The organism is Isoptericola sp. NPDC058082 (assembly GCF_042885055.1).
Taxonomy (GTDB): domain Bacteria; phylum Actinomycetota; class Actinomycetes; order Actinomycetales; family Cellulomonadaceae; genus Isoptericola.
On the sequence record NZ_JBHVSQ010000001.1, the window covers coordinates 511,629 to 537,150 of the forward strand.

The 25,522-nt window shown below is 76.0% G+C and carries 25 protein-coding genes and 1 pseudogene; 8 read left to right on the plus strand and 18 right to left on the minus strand.

The features are described 5' to 3' along the window. Positions 1-64 precede the first annotated feature (64 nt). The 3 genes from ACFVS0_RS02400 to ACFVS0_RS02410 form a co-directional block, all read right to left on the minus strand. Positions 65-880 (minus strand): SDR family NAD(P)-dependent oxidoreductase, encoded by an 816-nt coding sequence (locus tag ACFVS0_RS02400; protein ID WP_430587056.1) that lies wholly within the window; start codon positions 878-880, stop codon positions 65-67. A gap of 62 nt (positions 881-942) precedes the next feature. Beyond that, the gene (locus tag ACFVS0_RS02405) at positions 943-1,743 is read right to left on the minus strand and encodes a hypothetical protein (protein WP_430587057.1); all 801 of its coding nucleotides are present in this window, start codon (positions 1,741-1,743) and stop codon (positions 943-945) included. Positions 1,744-1,795: 52 nt separating this feature from the next. Continuing rightward, the gene (locus ACFVS0_RS02410) at positions 1,796-2,836 is read right to left on the minus strand and encodes a nitronate monooxygenase (protein WP_430587058.1); all 1,041 of its coding nucleotides are present in this window, start codon (positions 2,834-2,836) and stop codon (positions 1,796-1,798) included. Between the two features lie 170 nt (positions 2,837-3,006). Between ACFVS0_RS02410 and ACFVS0_RS02415 the strand changes: the two genes are divergently transcribed. Further along, positions 3,007-3,627, plus strand: coding sequence for an AAA family ATPase (locus ACFVS0_RS02415; protein WP_430587134.1), 621 nt, complete (start codon positions 3,007-3,009; stop codon positions 3,625-3,627). Positions 3,628-3,637: 10 nt separating this feature from the next. Beyond that, positions 3,638-4,087: a pyridoxamine 5'-phosphate oxidase family protein gene (locus ACFVS0_RS02420; protein WP_430551899.1), complete on the plus strand. Its 450-nt coding sequence runs from the start codon at positions 3,638-3,640 to the stop codon at positions 4,085-4,087. 3 nt (positions 4,088-4,090) lie between these two features. Here the strand turns inward: ACFVS0_RS02420 and ACFVS0_RS02425 are convergent, their stop codons facing one another. The 6 genes from ACFVS0_RS02425 to ACFVS0_RS02450 form a co-directional block, all read right to left on the minus strand. Further along, a complete protein-coding gene (locus ACFVS0_RS02425; protein ID WP_430587059.1) occupies positions 4,091-5,110 on the minus strand; it encodes an LLM class flavin-dependent oxidoreductase in 1,020 nt (339 codons plus the stop codon). A gap of 4 nt (positions 5,111-5,114) precedes the next feature. Beyond that, a complete protein-coding gene (locus ACFVS0_RS02430) occupies positions 5,115-6,821 on the minus strand; it encodes a carboxylesterase/lipase family protein (RefSeq protein WP_430587060.1) in 1,707 nt (568 codons plus the stop codon). Then, a complete protein-coding gene (locus ACFVS0_RS02435; protein ID WP_430587061.1) occupies positions 6,818-7,690 on the minus strand; it encodes an alpha/beta fold hydrolase in 873 nt (290 codons plus the stop codon). The genes ACFVS0_RS02430 and ACFVS0_RS02435 overlap by 4 nt, the downstream gene beginning before the upstream one ends. A gap of 10 nt (positions 7,691-7,700) precedes the next feature. Continuing rightward, positions 7,701-8,264, minus strand: coding sequence for a dihydrofolate reductase family protein (locus ACFVS0_RS02440; RefSeq protein WP_430551903.1), 564 nt, complete (start codon positions 8,262-8,264; stop codon positions 7,701-7,703). Position 8,265: 1 nt separating this feature from the next. Further along, complete coding sequence (locus ACFVS0_RS02445; RefSeq protein ID WP_430587062.1) at positions 8,266-9,141, minus strand: alpha/beta fold hydrolase; 876 nt, start codon at positions 9,139-9,141, stop codon at positions 8,266-8,268. A 93-nt stretch (positions 9,142-9,234) separates the two neighbouring features. Further along, the gene (locus ACFVS0_RS02450; RefSeq protein WP_430551905.1) at positions 9,235-9,963 is read right to left on the minus strand and encodes a helix-turn-helix domain-containing protein; all 729 of its coding nucleotides are present in this window, start codon (positions 9,961-9,963) and stop codon (positions 9,235-9,237) included. 102 nt (positions 9,964-10,065) lie between these two features. Here ACFVS0_RS02450 and ACFVS0_RS02455 point away from each other — a divergent pair, with 102 nt between their 5' ends. Then, positions 10,066-10,905, plus strand: a complete 840-nt coding sequence (locus tag ACFVS0_RS02455; protein WP_430587063.1) for an alpha/beta fold hydrolase — start codon at positions 10,066-10,068, stop codon at positions 10,903-10,905. 30 nt (positions 10,906-10,935) lie between these two features. Here ACFVS0_RS02455 and ACFVS0_RS02460 read toward each other — a convergent pair whose 3' ends face one another. Beyond that, entirely contained in the window at positions 10,936-11,748 is an 813-nt protein-coding gene (locus ACFVS0_RS02460; RefSeq protein ID WP_430587064.1) for a sulfite exporter TauE/SafE family protein, read from the minus strand. 216 nt (positions 11,749-11,964) lie between these two features. Between ACFVS0_RS02460 and ACFVS0_RS02465 the strand changes: the two genes are divergently transcribed. From ACFVS0_RS02465 to ACFVS0_RS02475, 3 genes and pseudogenes are all read left to right on the plus strand, one after another. Further along, positions 11,965-12,984 (plus strand): ArsR/SmtB family transcription factor, encoded by a 1,020-nt coding sequence (locus ACFVS0_RS02465; protein WP_430562499.1) that lies wholly within the window; start codon positions 11,965-11,967, stop codon positions 12,982-12,984. A gap of 54 nt (positions 12,985-13,038) precedes the next feature. After that, positions 13,039-13,512 (plus strand): annotated as a pseudogene (locus tag ACFVS0_RS02470) (GNAT family N-acetyltransferase); the annotation flags it as partial. A gap of 171 nt (positions 13,513-13,683) precedes the next feature. Continuing rightward, positions 13,684-14,598: an alpha/beta fold hydrolase gene (locus ACFVS0_RS02475; protein ID WP_430587065.1), complete on the plus strand. Its 915-nt coding sequence runs from the start codon at positions 13,684-13,686 to the stop codon at positions 14,596-14,598. Positions 14,599-14,619: 21 nt separating this feature from the next. Here the strand turns inward: ACFVS0_RS02475 and ACFVS0_RS02480 are convergent, their stop codons facing one another. Further along, entirely contained in the window at positions 14,620-15,216 is a 597-nt protein-coding gene (locus ACFVS0_RS02480) for an Lrp/AsnC family transcriptional regulator (protein ID WP_430587066.1), read from the minus strand. Positions 15,217-15,375: 159 nt separating this feature from the next. Here ACFVS0_RS02480 and ald point away from each other — a divergent pair, with 159 nt between their 5' ends. Next, positions 15,376-16,488 carry an alanine dehydrogenase gene (ald, locus tag ACFVS0_RS02485; protein ID WP_430562495.1) on the plus strand — a complete coding sequence of 371 codons (1,113 nt, stop codon included), beginning with the start codon at positions 15,376-15,378 and terminating at the stop codon, positions 16,486-16,488. Between the two features lie 89 nt (positions 16,489-16,577). On the opposite strand, the gene ACFVS0_RS02490 is transcribed toward ald, so the two are convergent. The 5 genes from ACFVS0_RS02490 to ACFVS0_RS02510 form a co-directional block, all read right to left on the minus strand. Further along, positions 16,578-17,576, minus strand: coding sequence for a ribonuclease Z (locus tag ACFVS0_RS02490; RefSeq protein ID WP_430587067.1), 999 nt, complete (start codon positions 17,574-17,576; stop codon positions 16,578-16,580). 18 nt (positions 17,577-17,594) lie between these two features. Continuing rightward, positions 17,595-17,858, minus strand: a complete 264-nt coding sequence (locus ACFVS0_RS02495) for a hypothetical protein (protein WP_430587068.1) — start codon at positions 17,856-17,858, stop codon at positions 17,595-17,597. Between the two features lie 81 nt (positions 17,859-17,939). Then, a complete protein-coding gene (gene galE, locus ACFVS0_RS02500) occupies positions 17,940-18,962 on the minus strand; it encodes a UDP-glucose 4-epimerase GalE (RefSeq protein WP_430551915.1) in 1,023 nt (340 codons plus the stop codon). 90 nt (positions 18,963-19,052) lie between these two features. Beyond that, positions 19,053-19,715, minus strand: coding sequence for an FMN reductase (locus ACFVS0_RS02505; RefSeq protein ID WP_430562491.1), 663 nt, complete (start codon positions 19,713-19,715; stop codon positions 19,053-19,055). Then, positions 19,712-20,896 (minus strand): LLM class flavin-dependent oxidoreductase, encoded by a 1,185-nt coding sequence (locus tag ACFVS0_RS02510; RefSeq protein ID WP_430551917.1) that lies wholly within the window; start codon positions 20,894-20,896, stop codon positions 19,712-19,714. The genes ACFVS0_RS02505 and ACFVS0_RS02510 overlap by 4 nt, the downstream gene beginning before the upstream one ends. Before the next feature lie 364 nt (positions 20,897-21,260). Here ACFVS0_RS02510 and ACFVS0_RS02515 point away from each other — a divergent pair, with 364 nt between their 5' ends. After that, positions 21,261-21,605 (plus strand): RNA polymerase-binding protein RbpA, encoded by a 345-nt coding sequence (locus ACFVS0_RS02515; RefSeq protein ID WP_079575180.1) that lies wholly within the window; start codon positions 21,261-21,263, stop codon positions 21,603-21,605. Between the two features lie 72 nt (positions 21,606-21,677). On the opposite strand, the gene lnt is transcribed toward ACFVS0_RS02515, so the two are convergent. Together lnt and ACFVS0_RS02525 are read right to left on the minus strand one after the other, a co-directional pair. Beyond that, positions 21,678-23,510 (minus strand): apolipoprotein N-acyltransferase, encoded by a 1,833-nt coding sequence (gene lnt, locus ACFVS0_RS02520; RefSeq protein ID WP_430587069.1) that lies wholly within the window; start codon positions 23,508-23,510, stop codon positions 21,678-21,680. A gap of 126 nt (positions 23,511-23,636) precedes the next feature. Beyond that, positions 23,637-25,301: an amidohydrolase gene (locus tag ACFVS0_RS02525; RefSeq protein WP_430585485.1), complete on the minus strand. Its 1,665-nt coding sequence runs from the start codon at positions 25,299-25,301 to the stop codon at positions 23,637-23,639. Positions 25,302-25,522 lie beyond the last annotated feature (221 nt).

Genomic DNA, 25,522 nt, shown 5'->3' on the forward strand with positions numbered 1-25,522 from the left:
ACGAGATGTCGACGGACGCCGACATCCGGCGCGATGTGAACGCTGAGCAACATCTCGGGAGATGTCACCGATCGGTGACATCAGGGTGGCGGTCTCCCCCGCCCCCGAGGCTCTCGAACCGCGCGAGCGGGCCGACGAGGATGCCGCCGTCGACGGGCAGCGTGACACCGGTGATCCAGGCGGCGTCGTCGGAGGCGAGGAACGCGATCGCGGCGGCGACGTCCTCGGGCTCCCCGATGCGGCCGAGCGGGTACAGGGCCGCGAGCCGGTCGGGGTCGGACCTCTGGTCCCACGAGCGGGTGCGGACGGTGCCGGGCGCGACGACGTTGATCCGCACTCCCCTGCCGCCGAGGCGCACCGCGAGGTTCTGCGCGAGCGACACGAGCCCGGCCTTCGCGGCCGAGTAGTCCTCGTCCCCGAAGGCCTGCAGGCCGTTCACGGAGCCGACCAGCACGATCGATCCCCCGCGCTCCAGGTGCGGGGCCGCGGCCCGGACGCAGCGGGCCGGCCCGGCCAGGTTGAGGTCGACACCGGCCGCCCAGGTGGCGTCGTCCATGCCGTCCAGGATTCCCGGGTGCACGCCGGTGCCGCCCGCCACGCCGACGAGCACGTCGAGCCGGCCGTGCCGCTCCAGGCTCGCCGCCACGGCGGCGTCCACCGACGCCGTGTCCGTGATGTCGCACGCGACGGCCGAGGCGGACGCCGCGCCGTCGGGCAGGTCGTCGACGGTGCGCCGCGCCGCGTCCTCGTCGAGGTCGGCGACCACGACGGTGGCGCCCTCCGCGTGCAGGCGTCGCACCGCGGCCGCACCGATCCCGTGCGCGCCGCCCGTGACCAGCGCCACGCGGCCGTCGAAACGTCCTGTCGAAGGTCCTGTCACGTCCGTCCTCCTCGTCGAGCGTTGATCGTCGATGCTGCCGTCAGCACGCGTCGGTGCACGTGTCAGAGCGTGAGCCGGTAGTAGCGCTCCTCGCCGTACCGCTCGAACCCCGCCCGGCGCAGGAGGCGGGCGGAGGTGCTGACCCGGCCCTTGACGAGGGCGAGCGACGCGCCCGCGGCGACCGACAGGCGCAGGCGTTCCTCCAGCACCGCGCGGTAGGCGCCGCGACCGCGGCGGTCGGGCACGGTGCCGGCGCCCCACAGCCGGGCGACGGTGCCCAGCTCGGGTCGTGGTGCCGCCGCGAGCGTGACGCCGGCGGACGCCACGGGCTCGCCGTCCTGGTACGCCACGACACGGATCTCGCGGCTGTCGGCCGCGAGCAGCGTGCGCGCGGCGTCGGCGAGCCGGTCGTCGTCCAGGGGCTGCTGGTCCCACACCGCGGTGTCGACGCGGTCGGCGTCGCGCAGCCCGTCCACGTCGGTCACCCGCCGCACGACGAGGCGCCCGTCGCGCTCCGGCGTCTGCGGGAGGCCTGGCCCGAGGCCGCGGGCGAGGACGTCCACGGTGTCCTCGAGCCGGGCACCGCGGCCGAGCAGCAGGTCGGTGAGGTCGGGGGTGCTGCTGGCCGAGACCCAGACGCCGAGGGTGTCGCTGCCCCAGGCCCGCGCCTGCTCGACGGCGTCCCGCAGGACGTCCTGGGACGCGCGGGCCGACGCGAGCCCCGTGAGCACGACGCGCCCGTGCGCCCACGCGGGCCACCGGGTGAGGGTGACGTCGGTGACGACGCACTCCGCGTCCGGCGGCACCCACGACCACTCGGTGGCGGCGCGCAGCACGGTCGGCGGGTCCCAGGCGGCGCTCATGACGGCAACGTAGCGAACCGGCGAGCGGTCGCGGCGGTGCCGCGCGCGGGCGTCACAGGTCGGCGGCGAGGGCGCGGACGACGTCGGCCGCGGGCCCGGTGGCGGCGCTGCGGTGTCCGGTCCCGGCCCACAGGTGCAGCCGCTCGGCGTCTCCGGCGGCAGCCGCGCGGCGGCGCAGCTCACGGGTGAGGTGGTGCACCTGCGGGTAGGCGACCGGGGCGTACGGGTCGTGCCGGGTCAGGAAGCCGTTGACGAGCGCGCGGGCGGGGCGGCCCGTGAAGGCGCGGGTCACCGCCGTCGTCGCGTACCGGGGGTCGGCGAGAGCGTCGCGGTGGGTGCGGGAGGTGCCGGCCTCGTCGGTGCGCAGCAGCAGCGTGCCGACGGCGACGGTCTGCGCCCCGGCCCGCAGCAGCCGGGCGACGGCGGCCGCGCCGTCCACTCCCCCGGCGGCGACCACCGGGAGCCGCGTCCGTGCGACGACGGCGGCGACCGCGTCGGCCGTCTCTGCGTCGGCGACCGACCGGCGCGGGTCCCACGTACCGCTGTGCCCGCCCGCGCGCGGATTCTGCACGACGAGGCCGTCGGCACCGAGCTCCTCGGCGGCGAGAGCCTCCTGCGGGGTCGTGACGGTGACGAGGACGACGGAGCCCGCCGCGCGCAGGGCCGCGACGTCCGCCGCGGGCGGGGGCCCGAACGTGAACGACACGACGGGCACGGGGTCGCGGCGCAGCAGGTCGACCTTCGCGGCCCAGTGGTCGTCGTCGGTCGCGGGGACGGCCGTGAGCGCGGCGTCGAGGTCGACGTCGTGCGCCGCGGCGTCCGGCGCGATCCGCCGCGCGTAGGCCGCGAGCGCCGCGGGGTCGGGTCCGGGTGCGGTGGCGGGGACGAAGAGGTTGACGCCGAACGGGCGGGCCTGCTGGTGGGCGCGGTGGATCTGGTCGGCGAGGGTGTCGGGTGCCTGGTAGCCGCCGGCGAGGAAGGCGAACGCGCCGGCGTCGGTCGTGGCGGCGAGGAGGTCGAGCGTGGTGACGCCGCCGGCCATGGGGGCGGCGACGAGGGGCAGGTCGGTGCCGAGGAGGGTGGTGCGGGCCATGTCTCGCATCGTGCCACCGGGCGGGCGCGGTCTGCGCGTGACGGGTCGGCAGGACGGTCTCATCTGGCGCTCATGCGGGCCTGGCACGCTGGGCGCCCGCCGGTCGGCGGTGCGGACATCGGTGTGGAGCTCGGTACGGGGATCGGTGCGGAGAGGGGTGGGTGCGCGGGATGACGGTGGTGGTGCGGGAGCGTGCGACGGTGCGGGGCGCCGGGACTGGGACGTTCGTGCTGGTGGGTGGTGTGCCGGGTGCGGGCAAGAGCACGGCGCTCGCGCGGGTGGCGGGGTTGCGACCCGGGGTGCGGGTGCTGGACAGCGAGACGGCGCGTCGTGACCTGCGGGGGCGGGTGCCACGCGGGGTCCCGTACGCGGTGTACCGGCCGGTGGTGCACGTGCGGCACCTGGCGGGGGTGGTGCGGGCGGTGCTGGGTGGCCCGCGGGACGGCACGGAGCTGCTCGTGGTGCACGACCCGGCGACGTCGCGGGTGCGGCGGTGGTGGTGGGCGTGCCTGGCGCGGCGGGCGGGGTGGAGTCCGGTGCTGGTGATGGTCGACGTGGAGCGCGGCGAGGCGTTGTCGGGGCAGGAGGTGCGGGGTCGGAGGGTGCGGGCGCGGGCGTTCGCGCGGCACTGGCGGCGGTGGGCGGCGCAGCGTGCGGGGCTGGTCGCGGCGTCGGGCGGTGCGGCGGGTGGCTGGTCGCAGGTGCACGTGGTGGGCCGGCGGCAAGTCGTGGGGCTGCTGGTGGGTGTGGTGGACGCGGCGGTACCGGTCCGGGTGCGTGGTGCCCGCTAGGGTCGCGCTCGTGACGTCGTCGGGTCTGTCAGGTGGTGCGCTGGAGCGGCTGGTCGGGCACGTGCGTGCGGTGGGCGACGGGGTGGTGTCGACGGTGGGCCCGGACGGTGCCCCGCAGGCGGCGTACCTGACGTTGGCGGTGACGGCACGGGGCGAGCTGGTCTTCGACGCGCGGGTGGGCTCGCGCAAGGTGGCGAACCTGCGGCGGGACCCGCGGGTGGCGGTGGTGGTGGGCGGCCCTGGCGGGACGACGCTGCAGGTGCAGGGCGTGGCGGACGTCCCGTCGGGGGACGACGCCGCCCGGTGCGCGGACGCGTACCGGGCGGCGTTCCCGCGGTTCGCGGCGTCGTTGGACGACCCGGGGATCGTGGTGGTGCGGGTGGTGGCGCGGTGGGCGCGCTGGGGCGACTACCGCTCCTCTCCCCCGGTGGTGGAGGACCTGGTGGGCGGGGCCGGCTGAGCCTCAACGCCAGCCGAGGGCGGGCGCCACGTGCTGGACGACGTTCTCGATGACGTGGGCGTTGTACTCGACACCGAGCTGGTTGGGCACGGTGAGCAGGAGGGTGTCGGCGGCGGCGACGGCCTCGTCCTCGGCGAGGTCCGCGACGACGTCGTCGACCTCTCCGGCGTAGGTCTTGCCGAAGCGGGCGCGGACGCCCTCGAGGACGCCGACCTGGTCGGTGCTGGCCGTCTCGAGGCCGAAGTAGGCGCGGTCGCGGTCGTCGGTGATCGGGAAGATGCTGCGCGACACGGACACGCGGGGCTCCCACCCGTGGCCGGCGGCGGCCCACGCGTCGCGGAAGCGTTGGATCTGCTCGGCCTGCAGGCGGTGGAACGGGACGCCCGTGTCCTCGGACAGCAGGGTGGAGCTCATGAGGTTCATCCCCTGGGCGGCGGTCCACTCGGCGGTGGCGCGGGTGCCGGCTCCCCACCAGATCCGCCGGCGCAGGCCCTCGGAGTAGGGCTCGACGCGCAGCAGGCCGGGCGGGTTGGGGAACATGGGGCGCGGGTTCGGCTCGGCGAAGCCCTCGCCGTCGAGCACCTCGAGGAACCGGGCGGTGTGGCGGCGGGCCATGTCGGCGTCGGACTCCCCTGCCTGGGGCTCGTGCCCGAAGTGGCGGAACCCGTCGATCACCTGCTCGGGCGATCCGCGGCTGATGCCGAGCTGCAGCCGCCCGCCGGCGATGAGGTCGGCCGCGCCGGCGTCCTCCGCCAGGTACAGGGGGTTCTCGTAGCGCGTGTCGATGACGGCGGTGCCGATCTCGATGCGGCTCGTGCGGGCGCCGACGGCGGCGAGCAGCGGGAACGGGGACGCGAGCTGGCGCGCGAAGTGGTGCACGCGGAAGTACGCCCCGTCGGCGCCGAGCTCCTCCGCCGCGACGGCGAGGTCGATCGACTGCAGCAGCGCGTCGGAGGCCGAGCGGGTGGCGGACTGCGGGTGCGGCGTCCAGTGGCCGAAGGACAGGAATCCGAGGTGCTTCACGCCCTCAGTCAAGCCCACGGGTCGCGGGCCCGCCCGTCGCGGCGCCGACGTCGGCCCACAGGTCGCACCGGTGGTCGGCCGCGAAGGGAGTCGCGCCGATCCCGCGGGTGGAGAGCTCGACGACCGTCTGCCCCGGGCCGAACCGAGGCCAGTGCGGGCGCCCGGGCCCGTTGACGTCGCCGGTGCGCGCGAACGCCGCCCAGTAGTCGATCATCGTCGCGGACAGGCGCTCCTGGGCCGGGTCGAGCGGCGGAGGCTGGTGGCCCCCGACGAGGGTCCACAGGTATCCGAGCTCGAGGCCGTGGTAGGCGCCTTGGGGGAACCCGTCGTCGGGGTCGGGCCCGGCGTCCTCGGCGAACTCGTACACGTGCACGGGCTGGTGCGGTGCGGCGGCTTGCGCGGTGCGCAGCACGGGGCACGCGCCGATCTGGGCGCCCCAGTCGCCGAGGACGGCCGCGAGCGCCAGGGCCGGGCTGTCGTGGTCGCTGAGCGGGTAGGCGTCCAGGACGGTCCCGGCGTCGGAGCCGAAGGCCTCCGTCAGCGTCGTGCGGTAGCCCTCGGCGGTGACGCCGGGAGCCTGCCAGCGGACGAAGCTGCGCATCTCGTCGCGCGTGCCGCCCACCAGCAGCGGTACCCGTGCGGCGCTGCCCCGGCGCAGGGCGTCGATCGGCTGTCGCGGGAGGAACGGCGTGCCGGCGACGGGGTTCCACGGACGGTCGCCGGAGCGCTCCGTGAGGCCGAACCCGACGCCCGAGTGCGTGCCGACGAGGTCGGGCAGACCGGCGCGGCGCAGGCAGGCGGCGACGCCCGCCGGGCCGCCCTCGCCGGCGCACCCGAGGTGCTCGACGGCGCGGTCGCCGAACGCCTGCCCCTGGGCGCGGTCGGGGACGGGGTTGGCGCAGGCGCCGCTCTGCACGATCGCCCGGTCGAACAGCATCCTCGACGTGGGTGCGGCGAGCTGCGCGCAGACGGACCGCGCCCCGCCGGACTGTCCCGCGAGGGTGACGTTGCGGGGGTCGCCGCCGAAGCTCGCGGCGTTGCGCTGCACCCATCGCAGCGCGGCGGCCTGGTCCATGAGCCCGTAGTTGCCGCGGTGGGGGCCGAGCGCCGACGTCGACAGGAAGCCGAGCGCACCGAGGCGGTAGTTCGCGGTGACCACGACCAGGCCGCCCCGGGTCGCGAGGCGGGCGCCGTCGAAGCGGGCCGCACCGCCGGAGTCGAGGCCGCCGCCGTGCAGCCACACGAGCACGGGCAGGCGGTCGCCGCGGCGGGCGTGGGCGGGCGCGACGACGTCGAGCGTGAGGCAGTCCTCCTGCCCGAGGACGATCTCCGGCTCTCCCTGCGGGCACAGCGGGCTCGGTGCGGTCGCGTCCCGGATGCCGGCCCAGTCGCGCGGGGGTGCCGGTGGTCGCCAGCGGCGCTCGCCGACGGGCGGGGCCGCGTACGGGACGCCGGAGTAGGTGACGTGGCCGGTGTCGGCGTGCCCGCGCAGCCACCCGGAGTCGACGCGCAGGACGGCGCCGCCGTCAGACCGTGCCACCGCTGCGGCCGGATCGGGTGCGGGTTCGGTCGCGGGCCTGGCACCGGCCCCGGGTGCCGCGGCGGCGAGCAGGGCGAGTACCGCGACGAGTGTGGCGACGAGTGTGGCGACGGCCCGCCGCCAGGATCCGGGACGGACGGCGGTCGTGTCGTCGGTGCTGGCGGCGGTCATGGCATTCCTCCGCGGTCGGTCGGCGCGCGCCGCACGAGGGCGCGCAGGTGCCCGGCGAGGACGTCGGGCTGGTCGAGGGGCACGAGGGTCGCCGACTCCGGGACGTGCGCCAGCTCGGCGTCGGGCAGCAGGCGGGCGAGGCGGGGTCCGTGCTCGGCCGGCATCATCCGGTCGTCGTCCGCCCAGGCGACGAGCGCGGGCCCGGTGAAGGCGCCGAGCCCGGCGGACCAGTCCCGGTCGGCAGGGACGGGGAAGCGGGCGCTGAACCGGCGCAGGTCGGCGCGCACGAGCGGGTCCCGGAAGGGCTCGAACCAGCGCCGCAGGAGCGCGTCGGGCACGGGGCGGGCGGCCATCGCGGAGGCGAGGCGGCGACGCACCGCGGGCAGCCGCGTCAGCTGCGCCTGGAGGGCGAGCGCCCCGGGGACGCGGGCGGCCCGGGCGAGCAGCCGTCCGGGCCGCCCGGCGGGGACGTTGTCGAACGCCTCGCAGGCCACGAGTGCCAGCCGCGCGACGCGGGAGTCGAGCCCCAGCTCGACGAGCACCTGCGCGCCGCCCCAGTCGTTGAGGACGAGCGTGACGGCGCGCAGGTCGAGGGCGGCCATCAGCTCGGCGACCATCCGCGCGAGGGAGGCGTTGGTGAGCTCGTCGCGCGGCGCCGGGTGCCGGTGGGCGCCCAGCGGCAGCGTCGGCGCGACGCACCGCAGCCCCGGCAGGCGCGCGACGACGGCGTCCCACACGGCGTGGTCGAGGAGCGGGCCGTGCAGGAGCAGCAGGGCCGGTCCGGTGCCCCCGGTGTCCGAGTAGTCGATCGTCGCGGTGCTCAGCTCGATCGTGCGCACCGCCGGCACGGTCCCCTCGTGGGTGCTCACGGTCCGGTCCTCAGCGCGCCCGCCGGTGGACCGTGACGAGCACGCCGTCCCCGTAGGTCGTGGCCTCGACCAGGCGCCACGCGGACTTGTCCGGGGTCGGGGGCCACAGGGTGCGACCGTGCCCGAGGACGAGGGGGAACGTCATCAGGTGGATCTCGTCGACGAGGTCGTGCGCGAGCAGGCCCTGCACCAGGCTGATGCTGCCGGGCACGGAGATCTCGCCGTCGACGTCCCGCCGGAGCCGGGCGACCGAGTCGACCAGGTCGCCCGGCAGGACGGTGGTCCCGGACCACCGAGGGTCGGTCAGCGTGCCCGAGACGACGTACTTCGGCATGCCGTTGTACTTGTCGGCGAGCTCGCCCTCGTACTGCGGCCACGCGTCGGCGAACCCCTCGTAGGTGCGGCGCCCCAGCAGGAGGGCGGACGCCCCCAGCGCCTCGGTCTCCTTGAAGCGTTCGCCCTCGGGCCCGCGGTCGACCTCGAAGCTCCAGTCCGGGTAGCGGAAGTCCTCGCCGCCGGGCGCCTCGACGACGCCGTCCAGCGAGATGAACTCGGTGACCACGATCGATCCCATGTCAGCGCTCCTCGAGCCGGAGCTGCTCGTGCCGGGGCTGCTCGTGCGGGGTCTGCGGGTGCGAGGGCTGGCCGGCGAACGCGCGCAGCTCGGCGGCGAGCACCTCGGGCGTGGTCGTGTGGTCCTCCCCCGGCACGGGCCGCAGGGTGGCGGTCGGCAGGTGCGCGCTGATCGCGCGGGCCGCGGACGCGAGGAACGGCCAGGTGCCGGTGCCGTGCATGACCAGCACGGGGACGTCGACCCGGTCCCACAGGTCCGGGCGCAGCGGCCGGCCCGACATCGCGTCGCCGACCTGCCGGCCGTCGTAGGCGATGGTGGGCGCGACCGCCTCCAGCGCGGACCACGTCTCCGGGTCCTGCCGCACCTCGGCCACCATGTCCGGCGGCAGGCCCACGGCGGCGGTGAGGAACAGCGCGACGGCGTCCCCGGGCCGCCCGGCGGCGACGGCGTCGTCCAGCCGCGCGACGTAGTCCGCGGGCAGCGGCGGCCGGTCGTCGTCGACCACCGCGTTGGGCTCGAACAGCGCGAGACGCGCCACCCGCACGCCCGCCTGGGCGGCGTTCAGCGCGAGGTTGCCGCCGGAGGACCACGCGAAGACGGTGGTCGCCGGGCTGCCACCGGCGACCTGGTCGATCACCGCCGCGAGGTCCTCGAGCTCCCGCTCGGGGGCGTAGGGAGCGGTGTCCCCGCTCTGCCCGCGGCCCCGGCGGTCGTAGTTGACCACGAGGAACTCGTCGGCCAGCAGCTCGGCCGTCGCGGCGTTCTCCGGGGTGGTGGCGCGATGGGCGGTCGCGCCGTCGATGATGACGATCGGGTCGCCGGAGCCCCACGTCGAGCAGGCGATCGGCGTGCCGTCGGCGGACCTGACGGTGGTCATGGTCGTGCTGGTGGACGTCCTGCTGGTCCTGTCGGTGGACACTGCGGTGCCTCCCTGGCGGTCGCTCGCGGCGGGATCCGCGACACGGCCACGCTAGGAAGACGCGGGCTGCTCCGGCTTGTACAGGAGCGACATGGTGTCGGCCGGCGACTCGGCGCGCGCCGCCCGCAGCTGCGTCGCCGTGCGGCCGATGAATCGCCGCAGCGACCGGGCGAGGTGGGGCTGGTCGAAGTAGCCGAGCGCGTGCACGACGTCGAGCGGCGCCGCGCCGTCCCGGAGCAGCACGGCGGCCGTGCGGGCCCGGTCGATCTGCCGGATGGCGCCCTGCGTGAGCCCGGTGGTCGCGGCGACGCGGCGCTGCACCGACCTCGTGCCCACGCGGGCGGCCCCGCCCCGCACGACGTCGTCGACGAGCGGGTCCCGCACGAGCACGCCGGCCCGCACCAGCCGGTCGACGAACGCCTCGGCGTCGTCCGGCCGCGGGATCGGCCACTCCTCGCCGCGCAGGACGAAGCCGTCGGCCGTGACGTGCGGGCTCTCCAGCTCGCCGTCGACGAGGGCCGACGCGGGCAGGTGCGGCATCGTCGCGCCGTGCGCGAACGTGATGCCGAACGAGTCCGAGTCGCCCGCGATCCGGGCCGCCGTGGCCACGGTCTCGGGGCCGCGTACCGCGGCGTGCGTCCGGCGACCGTCGCGCCAGAACACCAGCTCCCAGTGCGACGTCGCGACCGAGGTCATGGTCCCGTCGCCCGACGCGCGGCCGCGCCAGACGCGCGCGACGTAGCGCGAGTCCGAACCGCGGTGGACGCTCTCGACCGGCATGCCGCTCCTTCGACGGGACCGACCCCGTCCCGCCCCTCAATGTAGCGACGCGCGGGTCGCCACGCGCAGGTGCATGGGGCGACCGCCTGCGAGAATGGCCCGGTGAACGCCACCGCCGGGGACTCCCCGCGCCCGCTGCCGCCCCTGGCCCACGACGTCGCCGGCGACCCCGGAGCCCGCGCCGTCGTCCTCCTGCACGCCGGGGTCGCCGACCGGCGCATGTGGGACGCCGTCGTGCCCACCCTGGCGCACACGTTCCGCGTGGTGCGACCGGACCTGCGGGGCTTCGGCGACTCCCCGCTGCCCACCGGCGGCGCCCCGTACACGAACGCGGGCGACGTCGCCGCCCTGCTGGACCGGCTCGGCGTCCCCGACGCCGCCGTCGTCGGGTCGTCCTTCGGCGGGAAGGTCGCGCTCGAGCTCACGACGGCGCACCCCGGCCGGGTGCGCGAGCTCGTGCTGCTGTGCCCCGCCGCCCCCGGCGTGCCCGACACCGACACGTCCGACGCGTTCGACGCCGAGGAGGCCAGGCTCCTGGGCGCGGGGGACGTCGAGGGCGCGGTGCGGCTGAACGTCACGACGTGGCTCGGCCCGGACGCCGACGACGCCGCCGCCGAGACCCTCGCCGTCATGCAGCGGCGTGCGTTCGAGGTGCAGCTCGCCGCCGACGCGGCCGCGAGCGCCGCCGGCCTGCCCGAGCCCGGCCCGGACGGCGTGGACGTGGACCTCGCGGGGATCCGGGTGCCCACGTTCGTCGTCGAGGGGGCGCACGACATGGACGCGCTGCGGGCGTGCGCGCAGCACGTGGCGGCGTCGGTGCCGGGGGCCGAGCTGTCCCTGCTGGAGTGGGCGGGGCACCTGCCGGTGCTGGAGCGGCCCGACGCGATCCTGGCGCTGCTGCTCGACGTGCTGCGCGACGACCCCACGGTGCACGCTCCCTGACCTGCGGTCGACGGCCCCGGGCGCCGCGGGTCAGGCGGCGAGCCACTGGTCGTGGGTGATCTTGGCGACGAGGGCGACGACGACGAGCAGCAGGACGGCGCGCACGAACCCCGCGCCGCGGGACAGGGCCGTACGTGCCCCGACGATGCCGCCCGCGACGTTGGCGACGGCCATGCCGGCGCCGAGCAGCCACAGCACGTGCCCGAGCGCGCCGAACAGGGCGAGGGCGCCGAGGTCGCTGCCGATGCTGACCACCTTGGCCATCGCGGAGCCGCGCAGGAAGTCGGTGCCGAGCGCGGTGACGCACAGGGCGACGAGCAGCACGCCCGTGCCGGAGCCGACCACGCCGCTGTAGAACCCGACGCCGCTCGCCCCCACGGCGAGCACGAGCGTGGGCCGCGAGACCGGCCCGCGGCCGGCCGGGGCGGCGGCGTCGGGGGCGTCGGGGGCGTCGGGGGAACGGCGGGGGCGCGCGACGGCGGCCCACCCGCCCACGCCGACGAGGGTGGCCGCCACGACGAGGGTGATGGCCGCGCGCGGCAGGTGGGAGGCGGTGGCGGCGCCGACCATCGCGGTGGGCAGCCCGAGGGCGGCCGCCGCGAGCGCCCGGCGACCGTCGAGGCCGACACGGCGGACGTAGGTGACGGCGGCGCCCGACGTGCCGGTGATCGCGACGAGCTTGTTCGTGCCGAGCACGGTGGCGACGGGCAGCGACGGCAGCGCGAGCATGAGGGCGGGCACCTGCACCAGTCCCCCACCGCCGACGACGGCGTCGAGCCAGCCCGCGGCGAACGCGACGGCGATCAGCAGGCAGGCGGCGGTGGGGTCGACGTGCAGGCCCATGGCTGCTCCTCGGGTGGGGGGCGGCTTTGGCGTCCCGGCGATGCCGGGGGTCGCGCCGCCGTACAGGGCAGGCAGAGGGGCGCGACGGGGGCGGCGAGACGGCGCGCGCGGACATTGCGCCTGGACGCAAACAGGGGGTGAACCCGGGTAGCGGGTGCCGGGGGCGACTAGCGTGGGCGGTGGACGACCCCGAGTCGACCCCCGAGGTGGTGGCCCGTGCTCACGATCGACCTGTCGGCGGAGGACCTCACGCGCCTGCGCGCTCCCGGGCGCCCGGACCCGCTGTGGGACACGGTGCTGAGCCTGCACCTGCTGCAGAACCGGCAGGCGGCGCTGGCGTTCGACCCGTGGCGGCGGCAGGTGCGCGCCCGGATCGTGGAGGCGGGCCTGACGACGACGGTCGCGGCGCTCGCGCGCCTGGCGCCGTTCGCGTCGTACTTCCCGGACTTCCTCACCCCGACCCCGGTGGACGGGCCGCGTCCCGACGGCGGCCGCGGGGACGCGGGCATCGAGGCGGCCGCGGACCGGGTGGCGAGCACCCCGCGGCCCCGGCTCGCGCGCGAGCTGGCGATGACGTTCCGCTCGGGGGCGGCGCCCTGGGTGCGGCGCATCGCGGCCGGCGAGGCGGAGGCGATGCGCTGGCTCGCGGGCGCGCTGTGCCGCTATCACGCGCTGGCCGTCGCCCCGTACGCGCCGGTGACCCGCGCGGCGCTCGCGGCCGACCAGGAGGCGCGGGACGCGGCGTTGCGGCGGGGCGGGATGCAGGGGCTGATGGGCAGCTTCGACCCGCTGCTGCGCCGCGAGGGCGGCCGATGGACCGCCTGGTACCCCGTGACGCGGACGCTGCCGCTGCGGGGGCGTCCGCTCACGATGGTGCCGTCGGTGTTCTGCGTGCTGGCGCCGGTGGTGCTCGAGGACGACACGCTGGACCCGGTGCTGGTGTACCCGGTGGACCCGGCGCCGGGGTGGCTGGCCCGCGGGGGCGACGCGGCGGACGAGGGGGTGCAGGTCGCGCACCTCATCGGCCCCACGCGGGCGCGGGTCCTGGAGGTGCTGGACACGAGCCGCACGACGACGGAGCTGGCGCGGGTGCTGGACCTCACGCCGGCGACGGCGAGCCGGCACGCGACCGTGCTGCGGGAGGCGGGCCTGGTGTTCTCGGAGCGGCAGGGCAACCGGGTGCTGCATACCCGCACCCGGTTGGGGGACGCGCTGCTGGCCGGCCACGTGGGCTGACGCCCCGGCCTGGTGTGAAACGTCCGCGTCACACGCCGGCGCGAGGATGCGGGGGTGATCATCGCCCCGGAGTCCCCCGCCGCCGCCGACGTGCGCGCGCTGCTGGAGGAGCACCTCGCCGACATGTACGCCACCTCCCCTGCCGAGTCGGTGCACGCGCTCGACCTGAGCGGGCTGCTCGCCCCGTCGGTGACGTTCCTGACGGCGCGCGAGGACAACGGGACGCTGCTGGGGTGCGGTGCGCTGAGCGAGCTCGAGCCGACCACCGCGGCGTCCGGCGGTCGGGGCGAGGTGAAGTCGATGCGCACGGCCCGTCCCGCGCGGGGGCGCGGCGTGGCGGGCGCCGTCCTGGACCGGCTGGTGGCCCTCGCCCGCGAGCGCGGGTACGCGGCGGTGAGCCTGGAGACCGGGCCGCAAGAGTACTTCGCGCCCGCCCGGCGCCTGTACGCGCGGCACGGTTTCGTGCCCTGCGGGCCGTTCGGCGGCTACTCCCCCGACCCGTGCAGCGTGTTCCGCACCCTGGACCTCACCGGCGGGCGCACGGACCCGCGCACGGACCCGCGCACGGACCAGGTCACGGACCAGGTCACGGACCAGGTCACGGACCAGGTCACGGACCAGGTCACGGACCAGGTCACGGACCAGGTCACGGACCAGGTCACGGACGCGCGGGTGGGCCCCGCCGCGTAGCCTCGCGGGATGGCCGACACCCCGACCCGCGACGCGACGGGCACGGAACCCCTGCTGGACCGGCGGTTCGCGTGGCGGGGCCGTGAGGTCGCGTGGACGGCGTTCGGCTCCGGCCCGCCGCTGGTGCTCTGCCACGGCACGCCGTGGTCGTCGTGGCTGTGGGAGCCGTACGCCCGCGCCCTGGCCGCCGAGTTCACCGTGCACCTGTGGGACATGCCGGGCTACGGGGCGTCGTCCAAGGACCCCGCGCACGACGTCGACCTCGGGACGCAGGGCGAGCTGTTCGCCGACCTGCTGGAGCACTGGCGGCCCGCCTGGTCCGACGGTGCCGACGGTGCCGACGGGTCCAGCGCTGCCGGCGGGGGCGTGCCGCTGCCGCACGTCGTCGCGCACGACTACGGCGGCGCGGTGAGCCTGCGTGCCGCGCTGCTGCACGGCGCCCGGTACGCGTCGCTGTGCCTCGTGGACGTGGTGGCGCTGCGCCCGTGGGGCTCGCCGTACTTCTCCCTGGTGCGCGAGCACGCCGACGTCTTCGCGGCCGTCCCCGCCGCCGTGCACCGCGGCGCGCTGGAGGCGTACGTGCGCACGGCCGCGCATCGGCCGCTGCGCGAGGAGCACCTGGCCGCGCTCGTCGGCCCGTGGACGGGCCAGGCCGGGCAGGCCGCGCTCTACCGGCAGATCGCCCAGGCCGACGAGCGGTACACCGCCGAGCTCGAGCCGCTGCTGGGCGGCCTCGACGTCCCGGTGCGCGTGCTGTGGGGCGAGGAGGACACGTGGATCCCGCCGGACCGGGCGCGGCGGCTGGCGGACGCGATCCCCGGCGCCGACGCGCGGCTGCTCCCGGGCGCCGGGCACCTGGTGCAGCTCGACGCTCCCGTCGCGCTGGCCGTCGAGCTGCAACGCTGGTTGTCCGCGAACCGCTGACCATCGGTACCAGGCTGACCGTCAGTACCAGCTCGCCCGCGCGTGCTGGAAGATGAGGTTGGTCTCGGTGAGCGCGACGTCCGGGTCGGTGGACAGGTGCTCGATGACGAACTCGTTCAGGGCGTCGGAGTCCGCCGCGGCGACGTGCACGAAGAAGTCGTGCGCGCCGCCCAGCAGGAAGACGTTCAGCACGCCGGGCAGCTCGGCGAGGCGCTGCAGGTAGCCGCTGAGGCGGGTGCGGGCCGCGCCGCGCATCTGCACAGCGATCATCGCCTGCAGGGGGTGCCCCGTGCGCGCCGGGTCGACGTCCGCGTGGAAGCCGCGGATCACGCCGCGCTCGCGCAGCTGCCGCACCCGCGTCAGGCAGGTGGAGGGGGCGATCCCGGCCCGCGCCGCGAGCGCGTTGTTCGGCAGGCGCGCGTCGTCCGCGAGCGCCGCGAGGAGCCGCTGGTCGACGTCGTCCAGCCGCGCGGGCGCGGGGCCACGCCGCTCCAGGCCCCACGACGGGTCTGGCCGGACCTCCTGCGTGCGGCCGTCCTGGCCGCGCCGGTCCGCGGATCGAACATCCTTCGCTCGAGGCTGCTGTGCGCCGGGCCGAGCCGGGCGTCGTGTCGACATCCTGGCAATCTACCGAAGGATGTACGGATTCGTGGCGCGGGACCGAATCGTCCCGTCAGACTGGGACGTGAGCGGGGTCACACGTCCCGCGCCACGCACCCACCGTTCCCCCGGCCACGAGCCGGGGAACGGTGCCGAGCCACGAAGGCGGGCCCACCCATGCGCATCGGCGTCCCGAAGGAAGTCAAGAACCACGAGTACCGGGTGGCCATCACGCCGGCCGGAGTGCACGAGCTCGTCGCCCGCGGGCACGACGTCGTCGTGGAGGCGGGCGCCGGGGCGGGGTCCGCGATCACCGACGACGAGTACCGCACCGCCGGTGCGGGCGTCGTCGCGGACGCCGACGAGGTGTGGGCCGGCGCCGACACGGTGCTCAAGGTCAAGGAACCGGTCGCGCAGGAGTACCACCGGCTGCGGCCGGGGCTGGTGCTGTTCACCTACCTGCACCTCGCGGCCGACAAGGCGCTCACCGAGGAGCTGCTGGCCCGCGACGTGACGGCCGTCGCGTACGAGACGGTGCAGACCCCCGACGGGCGGCTGCCGCTGCTGGCCCCCATGTCGGAGGTCGCCGGGCGGCTCGCCCCGCAGGTCGGGGCCGCGACCCTGCTGCGGGCCGCGGGCGGGCGCGGCGTCCTGCTCGGCGGGGTGCCCGGCGTGCCCGCCGGGCACGTGGTGGTCATCGGCGCGGGCGTCTCGGGCATGAACGCCGCCCGGATCGCGGTCGGGCTCGGCGCGCGCGTCACCCTCCTGGACACCAGCGCGGACGCGCTCAAGGCCGCCGACCGGGAGCTCGGCGGACGCGTGCAGACCCTCGCCTCGAACAAGCTCACCCTCACCGAGGCCGTGCTCGAGGCGGACCTGGTGGTCGGGGCCGTCCTGGTCCCCGGAGCGAAGGCGCCCGTGCTGGTGGCGAACGACGTCGTGGCACGCATGCGGCCGGGCGCCGTCCTCGTGGACATCGCGATCGACCAGGGCGGCTGCTTCGAGGACTCCCGCCCCACGACGCACGCCGACCCCACGTTCCGGGTGCACGACACGGTCTTCTACTGCGTGGCGAACATGCCCGGCGCCGTGCCGCGCACCTCCACGTACGCGCTGACGAACGTGACGCTGCCGTACGCCGTGGCGCTCGCGGACCACGGCTGGCGCGAGGCCCTGCGCCGCGACCCGGTGCTCGCCCACGGCCTCAACGTGCACGCCGGCGCCGTCACCAACGCGGGGGTCGCGGAGGCGCACTCCCTCGACCACGTGGACGTCGCCGCCGTCCTCTGAGCCTCCCGCGCCGGTCCGACCGTGGTGGGCGCAGCGTCGGGGCCGGGGTCAGGTCGAGGCCGAGGCCGAGGCCGAGGCCGAGGCCGAGGTCAGGGGCGGTGGCGCGGCGGGAGCGGGACGCGGTCGAGGTCGGCCGCGACGGTGAGGCCGCCGTCGAACACCTCGCGCGCCTCGCGCTCGAACGCGGCGGGCAGCTCGTCGGGCACGCGGTAGCGCTGGGAGAAGTGCGTGAGCACGAGGTGGCGCACGCCGGCTCGGGCGGCGACGATCGCGGCCTGCCGGCAGGTGAGGTGCGCCCAGCGAGCGGCCAGGTCGGCGTCGCGGTGCAGGAACGTCGACTCGACGACCAGCAGGTCCACGCCGTCGGCGAGCTCCCCCACCGCGTCGCACAGCCGGGTGTCCATGACGAACGCGACCGACTGCCCGCGCCGCGGCGCGGACACCGCCTGGCGGCGCACGGTGCGGCCGTCGTCGAGGACCAGGACGCCGTCGCGCAGCAGCCGCCCCACCGCCGGGCCCGGCGGGACGCCCGCGTCCGCGAGCGCCGCCGGGTCCAGGGAGACGCCGTCCGGCTCGTCCAGGCGGTAGCCGACGGTGTCGACGCGGTGGTCCAGGGGGCGGGCGGTGAGCCTCGGTGCGTCGGGACCGGCGCCGCGCTCGCCGTCCACGCGGGGCAGGGTCACGACCTGGTCCTCGCCCCGGCGGGCGCCGGAGGTGGCGGGGAAGGCCACGGGCTGCAGGGCGACCCGTTCGTGGTGGTCGTAGGCGCTCGCGTCGAGCAGGTGGCGCACCCACGGCTCGCCGGAGGCGGGGAACGAGATCGGCACGGTGTGGCGCACCTGGTCCCCCGACAGGCGCTGCGTGACGCCGGCCAGGCCGAGGGAGTGGTCGCCGTGCAGGTGGGTGATCGCGATGCGGGTGAGGTCGGTGGCGGACACGCCCGCGAACGTCATCTGCCGCTGCGTGCCCTCGCCCGGGTCGAACAGCAGCGCCGCCTCGTCGAAGAACAGGACGTACCCGTTGTGGTTGCGCGTGCGGGTGGGCACCATGCTCGCCGTGCCGAGCACGACCAGCTCACGTCGTGACACGTCGGGACGCGCCGGCGCTCAGCAGCCCAGGGCGCGCCCGACCACGCGCACCGGGCCCGTGGTCACGTGCTGCACGGGCCGCCACAGGTCGCGGTCGAACACCGCCGTGCGAGTCACCGGGCCGCGGCGCAGCCGCCCCGCGAGCCGGTGCGCCGACGGGGTGCTCGGCGCCGGCGCGGCGGGCGCGGGCTTCAGCGACGGCAGGCCCGCGAGCACCGAGGGCCGGTAGCGGGCACCCGGGTCCCACCGCAGGTCGGTCCGCTCGCTCGCGTCGTCGGGCATGGGGTCATCCTCGCCCGCCCCCGGGGGACGCGCAAGAGTGCGACGGGGAGGTGCCGACGGGCGAGGTGGAGGTGGGCCGGGTCAGGCGTCGGGGAAGCCGCGGGGGTTCTCGGACTGCCAGCGCCAGGTGTCGGCGCACATGTCGTCGATCGTCTTGACCGCGCGCCACCCGAGCTCGGTCTGCGCCCGCGTCGGGTCGGCCCAGAAGGCGGCGAGGTCGCCCGCACGGCGCGGCCCGACCTCGTAGGGCAGCTCGCGGCCCACGGCCCGCTCGAACGCGTGCAGCATCTGCAGCACGGACGTGCCGGTCCCGGTGCCGAGGTTGAAGGCACGCACGGGCTCGGCCATCGCGTCCAGGTGGTCCAGCGCGGCCACGTGCCCCGCGGCGAGGTCCTCGACGTGCAGGTAGTCGCGCTCGCACGTGCCGTCGGCCGTCGGGTAGTCGTCGCCGAACACGACGAGCTTGTCGCGCTTGCCGACGGCGACCTGCGCGAGGAACGGCATGAGGTTGTTCGGGATGCCCTGCGGGTCCTCCCCGATCTGCCCCGACGGGTGCGCGCCCACCGGGTTGAAGTACCGCAGCAGCGCGACCTTGAGCCCGCCGACGGCGACCGCGGCGTCGGCCATGATGCGCTCGATCATCACCTTCGTCTGCCCGTACGGGGACGACGACGACAGGTACTCGTAGTCCTCGCGGTAGGGCACGGGCGCCTTCTCCCCGTACACGGTCGCCGAGGAGGAGAACACCAGACGCGGGACGTCGTGGCGGCGCATCGCCTCCAGCAGCGACAGCGTGGAGTCGAGGTTGTTGCGGTAGTACTCCAGCGGCTTGGCCACCGACTCGCCCACGGCCTTGAAGCCCGCGAAGTGCACGACGGCGTCGAACTTCTCGTGCGCGAACAGGAGCTCGGTCTTCTCCGCGTCCGTGAGGTCGATCGCGTGCACCGGCACGTGCGCCCCGGACAGCGACTCCAGGCGGCCCATCACCGTGGGCTTGCTGTTGGAGAAGTCGTCCACCACGACGACGTCGTGCCCGGAGGCCACGAGGGACAGGACGGTGTGGGAGCCGATGTACCCGGCGCCGCCGGAGACGAGAACGCGCATGGGCCCAGCCTAGGGCGTCGGGCCCCGTCGTCGGACGGGCGTCCGCACCCCGGGCCGGGCCCGTGCGCGCTCCCGATCAGCCTGGTCGGGTCAGCTGCCGCCGAGAAGCTCCGTGAAGCTCGGCGTCGCGGCGAACGGGTCGACCGGGCCGTCGTTCTCGCGGCGCGCCACCCGCTGCGCCAGGTCGCGCCCGGCGCGGGCGATCCGCTTCGGCAGGCCGGCGCCCGGGTCGTCGGCGCTCGCGGCCCAGTCGTCGGTGGCGGCGAACACGCTGGTCGGCACGACGTCCGCGCGCAGGTAGGTGAACAGCGGCCGCATCGTGTACTCCAGCGCCAGGGAGTGGCGGGCGGTGCCGCCCGTGGCGCCGAGCAGGACCGGCATGCCGGTCACCGAGTCGGGGTCGACGACGTCCCAGAAGGACTTGAACAGCCCCGAGTAGCTCGTGGTGAACACGGGCGAGACGGCGATGAGCCCGTCCGCGCCGGTCACGGTCTCCAGCGCCCGGGCCAGGTCGCCGGTCGGGAACCGGGTGAGCATCGCGTCGACGACGGCGTGCGCGAGGTCGCGCAGCTCGATCGTCTCCACCCGGACCGTGTGACCGGCGTCCTCCAGCTCCCGCACGGTGGCGTCCGCGAGCCGGTCGGCCAGCAGGCGCGTCGACGACGGCTGGGACAGGCCCGCCGAGACGACGGCGAGCGTGCGCTCGCCGGCCGCGCCGGGCAGCGACCCGGCGGGGGTGAACGGGGTGGTCATGCGCGTGCCTCCTGCGATCCGGCGGGCTGGGTGCCCTCGGCAACGGTACCGGTGTACGGGTCCGAGGTGTCGCCGACGTGGGTGGCGCCGGCCTCGCCCGCCGCGCGGGCGGCGGCCACGCGCTCGGCGTGCGTCGGCGGGTTCAGCGGGACGTCGTCGGCGGGGCGCTTGGCCTCGACGATCTTGCGCAGCTCGGGCACGACCTCCTCGCCGAGCAGGTCGATCTGCTCGAGCACGGTCTTCAGCGGCAGGCCCGCGTGGTCCACGAGGAACAGCTGGCGCTGGTAGTAGCCCACCTCGTCGACGAACGACGCGTACCGGTCGATGACCTGCTGCGGCGAGCCGACCGTCAGCGGCGTCTCGCGCGTGAAGTCCTCCATCGACGGGCCGTGCCCGTACACGGGGGCCTCGTCGAAGTAGGGCCGGAACTCGTTCCACGCGTCCTGCGACCGCTTGCGCATGAACACCTGCCCGCCGAGCCCGACGATCGCCTGGTCGGCGCGCCCGTGCCCGTAGTGCTCGAACCGCTGCCGGTAGAACCGCACCATCTGCCGGGTGTGGTGCATCGGCCAGAAGATGTTGTTGTGCAGGAAGCCGTCGCCGTAGAACGCCGCCTGCTCGGCGATCTCGGGGCTGCGGATCGAGCCGTGCCACACGAACGGCGGCACGCCGTCCAGCGGCCGCGGGGTGGAGGTGAAGCCCTGCAGCGGGGTGCGGAACTTGCCCTCCCAGTCCACGACGTCCTCGGTCCACAGGCGGCGCAGCAGCGCGTAGTTCTCGATCGCGAGCGGGATGCCCTGGCGGATGTCCTGCCCGAACCACGGGTACACGGGGCCGGTGTTGCCGCGGCCCATCATGAGGTCCATGCGCCCGTCGGAGATGACCTGGAGCATCGCGTACTCCTCGGCGAGACGCACCGGGTCGTTCGTCGTGATCAGCGTGGTCGCCGTCGACAGGGTGATGTGCTTCGTGACGCCGGCCAGGTAGCCGAGCATCGTCGTGGGCGACGACGCCACGAACGGCGGGTTGTGGTGCTCGCCGGTGGCGAAGACGTCCAGGCCCGCCTCGTCGGCGTGCCGCGCGATGGTGAGCATGTCGCGCACCCGCTCGGTGTCGTCCGGGGTGTGGCCCGTCGTGGGGTCGGTGGTGACGTCGCTGACGGAGAAGATTCCGAACTGCACGGCTGCGCTCCCTGCTCGTGGACTCTGCGGTGGAGCCTGGACCGAGGTCCAGGTCCATGCATTTGCATGTACATGCCGGTGAACCGCGGCCCTGGCCCGGTTGTTCCCGGCCCCGACCCCGGGGGGCGCGTGACGTCGCGCACAAAGGGTGCCCGCAGGGCGGTCTCGAGTTGCGCACGGCGCGCCGACTGGCCAGCCTGGGTGCAACCGTCACGTCCACCGCCATCCTGTCCGACCGTTCTCCCGGTCCGCGGCACCGGGTGTGGACCGTGCTTCACGGGACCTTCACGGCCCGCCGGAACATCCCCCGGCAGGGCCGCGTTGGAACCTCAGGCCCCTTCCCACCGACCTCCAGGAGGACGACATGCCCGACCGGTCCCTGCGCGGCATGAGCATCGGCAGCAAGAGCATGGAGTCCGACGAGGGCGTGGACTTCGCCCCGCGGTTCCAGGCCCACTACGACTGCCCCAACGGTCACACCATCATCCTCCCCTTCTCCACCGAGGCCGAGGTGCCGCCGGTGTGGGAGTGCCGGTGCGGCGAGGAGGCGCTCCTGCGCGACGCCGAGCGCCCCGAGGTGAAGCCCGGCAAGCCGCAGCGCACCCACTGGGACATGCTGCTCGAGCGCCGCACCGTCGCCGAGCTGGAGGAGCTCCTCGACGAGCGCCTCGAGCTGCTGCGCGCCGGCAAGCTGCGCCGCAGCGCCTGACGAGGACGATCACGAAGGGCGGGCACCCCACCGGGTGCCCGCCCTTCGTCGTTCCCTCGTCGTCCCCCGCCGTCAGCCGCGCCGCGCCCGGGCCGCGGACACGATCCCCCCGACGACGAGGACGACCGCCGCCGCACCCACGGCCCAGCCGGGCCAGTAGCCCGCCCGCACCGCCGGCGTCAGCTCCGTGCGCAGCGGCAGGTCCGCCACCCAGTGGTCGGGCGTGAACAGCTGCGTGCGCGCCACGAGCGTCCCGTCCGGCGCGACGACGCCGCTCACCCCCACCGTGGAGACCTGCACCGCCGCCCGGCCCGTCGTGATCGCCTGCAACCGCGTCATCGCGAGCTGCTGCGTGGACTCCGCCGTGTAGCCGAACGACGCGTTGTTCGTCGGCACCACCAGCACCTGCGCGCCCCGCTGCACCGCGTCCCGCACGATCTCGTCGTACGCCACCTCGAAGCAGATCACGGTCGCCATCGGCACCGTCGCCTCCCCCGTGCCGTGCCCGATCGCCGCGCCGTCGACCGGCAGGTCGACCACCGCAGGCTCCGTGCCGGGGATCATGTCCGTCGTCACGCGGTCCACCTGCGAGCTGAACAGGCGCACGAACCCGCGGATCGGGATGTACTCCCCGAACGGCGCCGGGTGCTGCTTCGCGTACCGCTGGGTGACCCCCTCGCCCGGCTCCCACAGCAGCGCCACGTTGTACCGCCCGCCGGTGTCCGGCCACTCCTGCGCGCCCACGAGGATCGGCGCGCCCACCGCCGTCGCCGCGTCGTCGATCGCCGCGCCCACCTCCGGCGTCGTCTGCGGGTCCAGGTCCGAGCCGTTCTCCGGCCACAGCACCACGTCGACGGCGTCGCCCGGCTCGTCGCCGAACGCGCCCGCCGCCTGCTCGTCCGCGATCGCGTACGTGCCGTCCAGGTGGTTGTTCAGCACCTCCGCGCGGTTCGCGAACGACCCCTCCCCCGGCTCGGACACGTTGCCCTGCACCGCCCCGGCGCGCAGCACGCCCGCCTCGGCCGTGCCCGTGCCCGCGTCGACGACCGTGCCCGCGCGGCCCGGGTCGTCGGCGTCCGTCACCTCGCGCGTGCCCGGGTCGTGCGCCAGCGGCAGCAGCAGCGGCGCGACGACGAGGGCGGCCGCGGCGACGACGAACGCGCCGGCGCTCGCGGCCGACCGTGCCCGCCGTCGGGCGTCCCGCCACGGCGTGCGCAGCAGGCGCCCGACCGCGAGCGCGAGCAGCACGCCCGCCACCGCGACGAGCAGGGACACGAGGGTGGTGCCGCCCAGCCAGGCGGCGCGCCCGGTCGGCGCGCCGGCCATCGCCCACGCGAGGCGGCCCCACGGGAAGCCGCCGAACGGGATCTCGGAGCGCCACTGCTCCACCGCGACGAAGACGACCGCGAACACGGCGGCCTGCGCGACGGCGTGCCGGCGCACCCAGCGCCACCGGCGCGCCCACGTCCACAGCGCCCCGAACGCGGCGAGGAACAGGGTCTCCAGCACGGACAGCGCCACCCAGGGCACCGTGTCCGTGGCGAAGTTCGCCCACCAGATGTGCGGGAGCCAGAAGGTCAGTCCGGTGACGAGGCCGACGAGGAAGTTCCAGCCGGCCGCCCGGCGGCCCTCACGGCGCAGCGCGGCGAACAGCAGCGCGACGCCGACGAACGCCAGCGGCCACGCCCCGACGTCCGGGAACGACGCCCACAGCGCGGCCCCGGACGCCACCGCGAGCAACAGGGTCGCGGGGCGGCTCGCCCACCGGTCGGCCGGCGTCGTCGCGCGCGGCACGGCGCCCCCGTCACGGCTCTCGTCACGGCTCTTGTCACGGCCGTCCTCGACGCCGGGGGCGGCTCCCCCGTCGGAGGGCTCTTCGACCGGGCTGGGGCTCACGTGCGACACCCCCGCAGGGTACGTGACCGCGGGCCGTCGTCAGGCCGCCCGGCACCCTTCGTGCACGCGATCGGTTTCGGGAACCGGCCGGTTGTCGCGACGGATCGCGTGCTCGAAGGCATCTCCCGGTCCGGGTCAGTCGAAGGTGTCGTGCAGGACGACGCCGTCGCGCACGGTCTGCAGGCACACGGGGTCGGGCTCACCCTCGGACAGGTCGGGCAGGAGCGGCTGACCGGCGCGCGCCTCCGGGTTCCACGCCGACAGGCGGTCGCCGGGCGCCTGGACGGACAGGGTGTCCGCACGCCAGACCGCCAGGTGCGCGGGCGCGCCGACGCGCAGCTCGCCCGCGCCGGTGTGGTCCAGCCCGGCGAGCCGCCACCCGCCGCGGGTGTGGGCGCGGAACGCGGCCCGCGCGGAGATGCGCTGCATGGTGTCCTCGTGGGTGAGGGTGGCGCGCACCGCCTGCCACGGGTCGAGCGGGGTGACGGGGGTGTCGGAGCCGAACGCGAGCGGCACGCCCGCCCCGGCGAGGTCCGCGAACGGGGACAGGGTCGACGCGCGCCCCGGCCCGAGCCGCGTCGCGTACATGCCGAGGCTGCCGCCCCAGGCGGCGTCGAACGCGGGCTGCACGGACAGCGCCACCCCGTACAGCAGCAGCGCGGCGAGGGCGGACGCGTCCACGAACAGGGCGTGCTCGAGGCGGTGGTGGCCGGAGCGCAGCAGGCTCGCGCCGTGCTCGGTCGCGGCGAGCTCCAGCCCGCGCACCACCTCGTCCATGGCACGGTCGCCGATGACGTGGAACCCGCCCTGCGTGCCCGCGGTCGAGCAGGCGGCCAGGTGCGCGGCGATGTCCTCGCCCGTGAGGAAGAGGCGGCCCGTGGGCTCGGCGGCGCCCGGCGCGGCGAGCAGGTCGCTGTACGGGTGGCGCAGCGCCGCGGTGCGCGAGCCGATCGACCCGTCCGCGCACAGGTCACCGGCGATGCCGGTGAGGAACGGCAGCTCAGCGAGCATCTGGCGCGCGTCGTCGGCCGTCGCGCACAGCTCGCCCCGGTACGCGACGACGTGCGGCAGCCCGCCCGCCGGGTCCGCGGTGAGCGCCACGAGCTCCGCGAGCCCCTCGCGGGTGTCCATGGTGGGCTCGCTCATCTCGTGCACGCCGACGATGCCGCGGGCGGCGGCGTCCGCGAGGGCGCGCCGGTACGCGCGGGTGCGGCGCGCGGGCGAGACCTGCCGCACGGCGGCGGCCGCGGCGTGGTGGGCGTCGGAGGTGACCATCCCGGACGCCTCCCAGCCGAGGGTCCGGTCGAGGCCCGCCGCGCGGGCGAACGACCCGGACACGACGGCGGAGTGGCCGTCGACCCGTGCCGCGTACACGCGCCGCCCGCCGCAGGCGGCGTCGACCTCGTCCGCCGTGGGGGCTCGCCGCTCAGGCCAGGTCTGCTCGTCCCACCCGAACGCGAGGAGCACCTCCTCGCCGCCCGGGTCGGCGGCGTCCAGCTCGCGCGCGCCCCGGGCGAGGGCGTCGAGCGCCGCGGCGAGCGACGTCACCCCGCCGGCGGCGGTGAGGTCGACGGACCCGGCCGCCAGACCGGTCTCCAGCAGGTGGACGTGCGCGTCGACGAACCCGGGGGCCACGAGCGCGCCGTCCAGGTCGATCACGCGGTCCGCGCGGGCCGCGAGGCCGGCGGCGGTGTCCTCGGCGCCGAGCCAGGTCACGACGCCGTCGTCGACGAGCAGGGCCTCGGCGAACGGGTCGGCGGGCGAGTGGACGACTCCGTTGCGGTACAGGGTGGACGTCACGGCCTGCACTCTATGGCACCGCCGCGGGCGGGCGCCCACCGCACCCCCACACCGGCCGCACGGATTCCTCACATCCGCACGGGTCGGCAGCGGGGCGCCGCCGCCGAACCCCCCCCCCCCCACACTTGGGGGAGCAAAGAACCCCCGCCGAACGGCGATCTGCGTCCTTTGCGCCCGGGTCCCCCCCACGGGACGCAGGGGGGCCCTCCCTCATTTGTTCC

Bases quoted from the DNA above. Each gene is read 5' to 3' on its own strand.
- ACFVS0_RS02405 (WP_430587057.1), bottom strand. From the start codon at position 1,743: ATGAGCGCCGCCTGGGACCCGCCGACCGTGCTGCGCGCCGCCACCGAG.
- ACFVS0_RS02410 (WP_430587058.1), bottom strand. From the start codon at position 2,836: ATGGCCCGCACCACCCTCCTCGGCACCGACCTGCCCCTCGTCGCCGCC.
- ACFVS0_RS02415 (WP_430587134.1), top strand. From the start codon at position 3,007: ATGACGGTGGTGGTGCGGGAGCGTGCGACGGTGCGGGGCGCCGGGACT.
- ACFVS0_RS02430 (WP_430587060.1), bottom strand. From the start codon at position 6,821: ATGACCGCCGCCAGCACCGACGACACGACCGCCGTCCGTCCCGGATCC.
- ACFVS0_RS02440 (WP_430551903.1), bottom strand. From the start codon at position 8,264: ATGGGATCGATCGTGGTCACCGAGTTCATCTCGCTGGACGGCGTCGTC.
- ACFVS0_RS02445 (WP_430587062.1), bottom strand. From the start codon at position 9,141: ATGACCACCGTCAGGTCCGCCGACGGCACGCCGATCGCCTGCTCGACG.
- ACFVS0_RS02450 (WP_430551905.1), bottom strand. From the start codon at position 9,963: ATGCCGGTCGAGAGCGTCCACCGCGGTTCGGACTCGCGCTACGTCGCG.
- ACFVS0_RS02460 (WP_430587064.1), bottom strand. From the start codon at position 11,748: ATGGGCCTGCACGTCGACCCCACCGCCGCCTGCCTGCTGATCGCCGTC.
- ACFVS0_RS02475 (WP_430587065.1), top strand. From the start codon at position 13,684: ATGGCCGACACCCCGACCCGCGACGCGACGGGCACGGAACCCCTGCTG.
- ACFVS0_RS02480 (WP_430587066.1), bottom strand. From the start codon at position 15,216: ATGTCGACACGACGCCCGGCTCGGCCCGGCGCACAGCAGCCTCGAGCG.
- ald (WP_430562495.1), top strand. From the start codon at position 15,376: ATGCGCATCGGCGTCCCGAAGGAAGTCAAGAACCACGAGTACCGGGTG.
- ACFVS0_RS02495 (WP_430587068.1), bottom strand. From the start codon at position 17,858: ATGCCCGACGACGCGAGCGAGCGGACCGACCTGCGGTGGGACCCGGGT.
- galE (WP_430551915.1), bottom strand. From the start codon at position 18,962: ATGCGCGTTCTCGTCTCCGGCGGCGCCGGGTACATCGGCTCCCACACC.
- ACFVS0_RS02505 (WP_430562491.1), bottom strand. From the start codon at position 19,715: ATGACCACCCCGTTCACCCCCGCCGGGTCGCTGCCCGGCGCGGCCGGC.
- ACFVS0_RS02515 (WP_079575180.1), top strand. From the start codon at position 21,261: ATGCCCGACCGGTCCCTGCGCGGCATGAGCATCGGCAGCAAGAGCATG.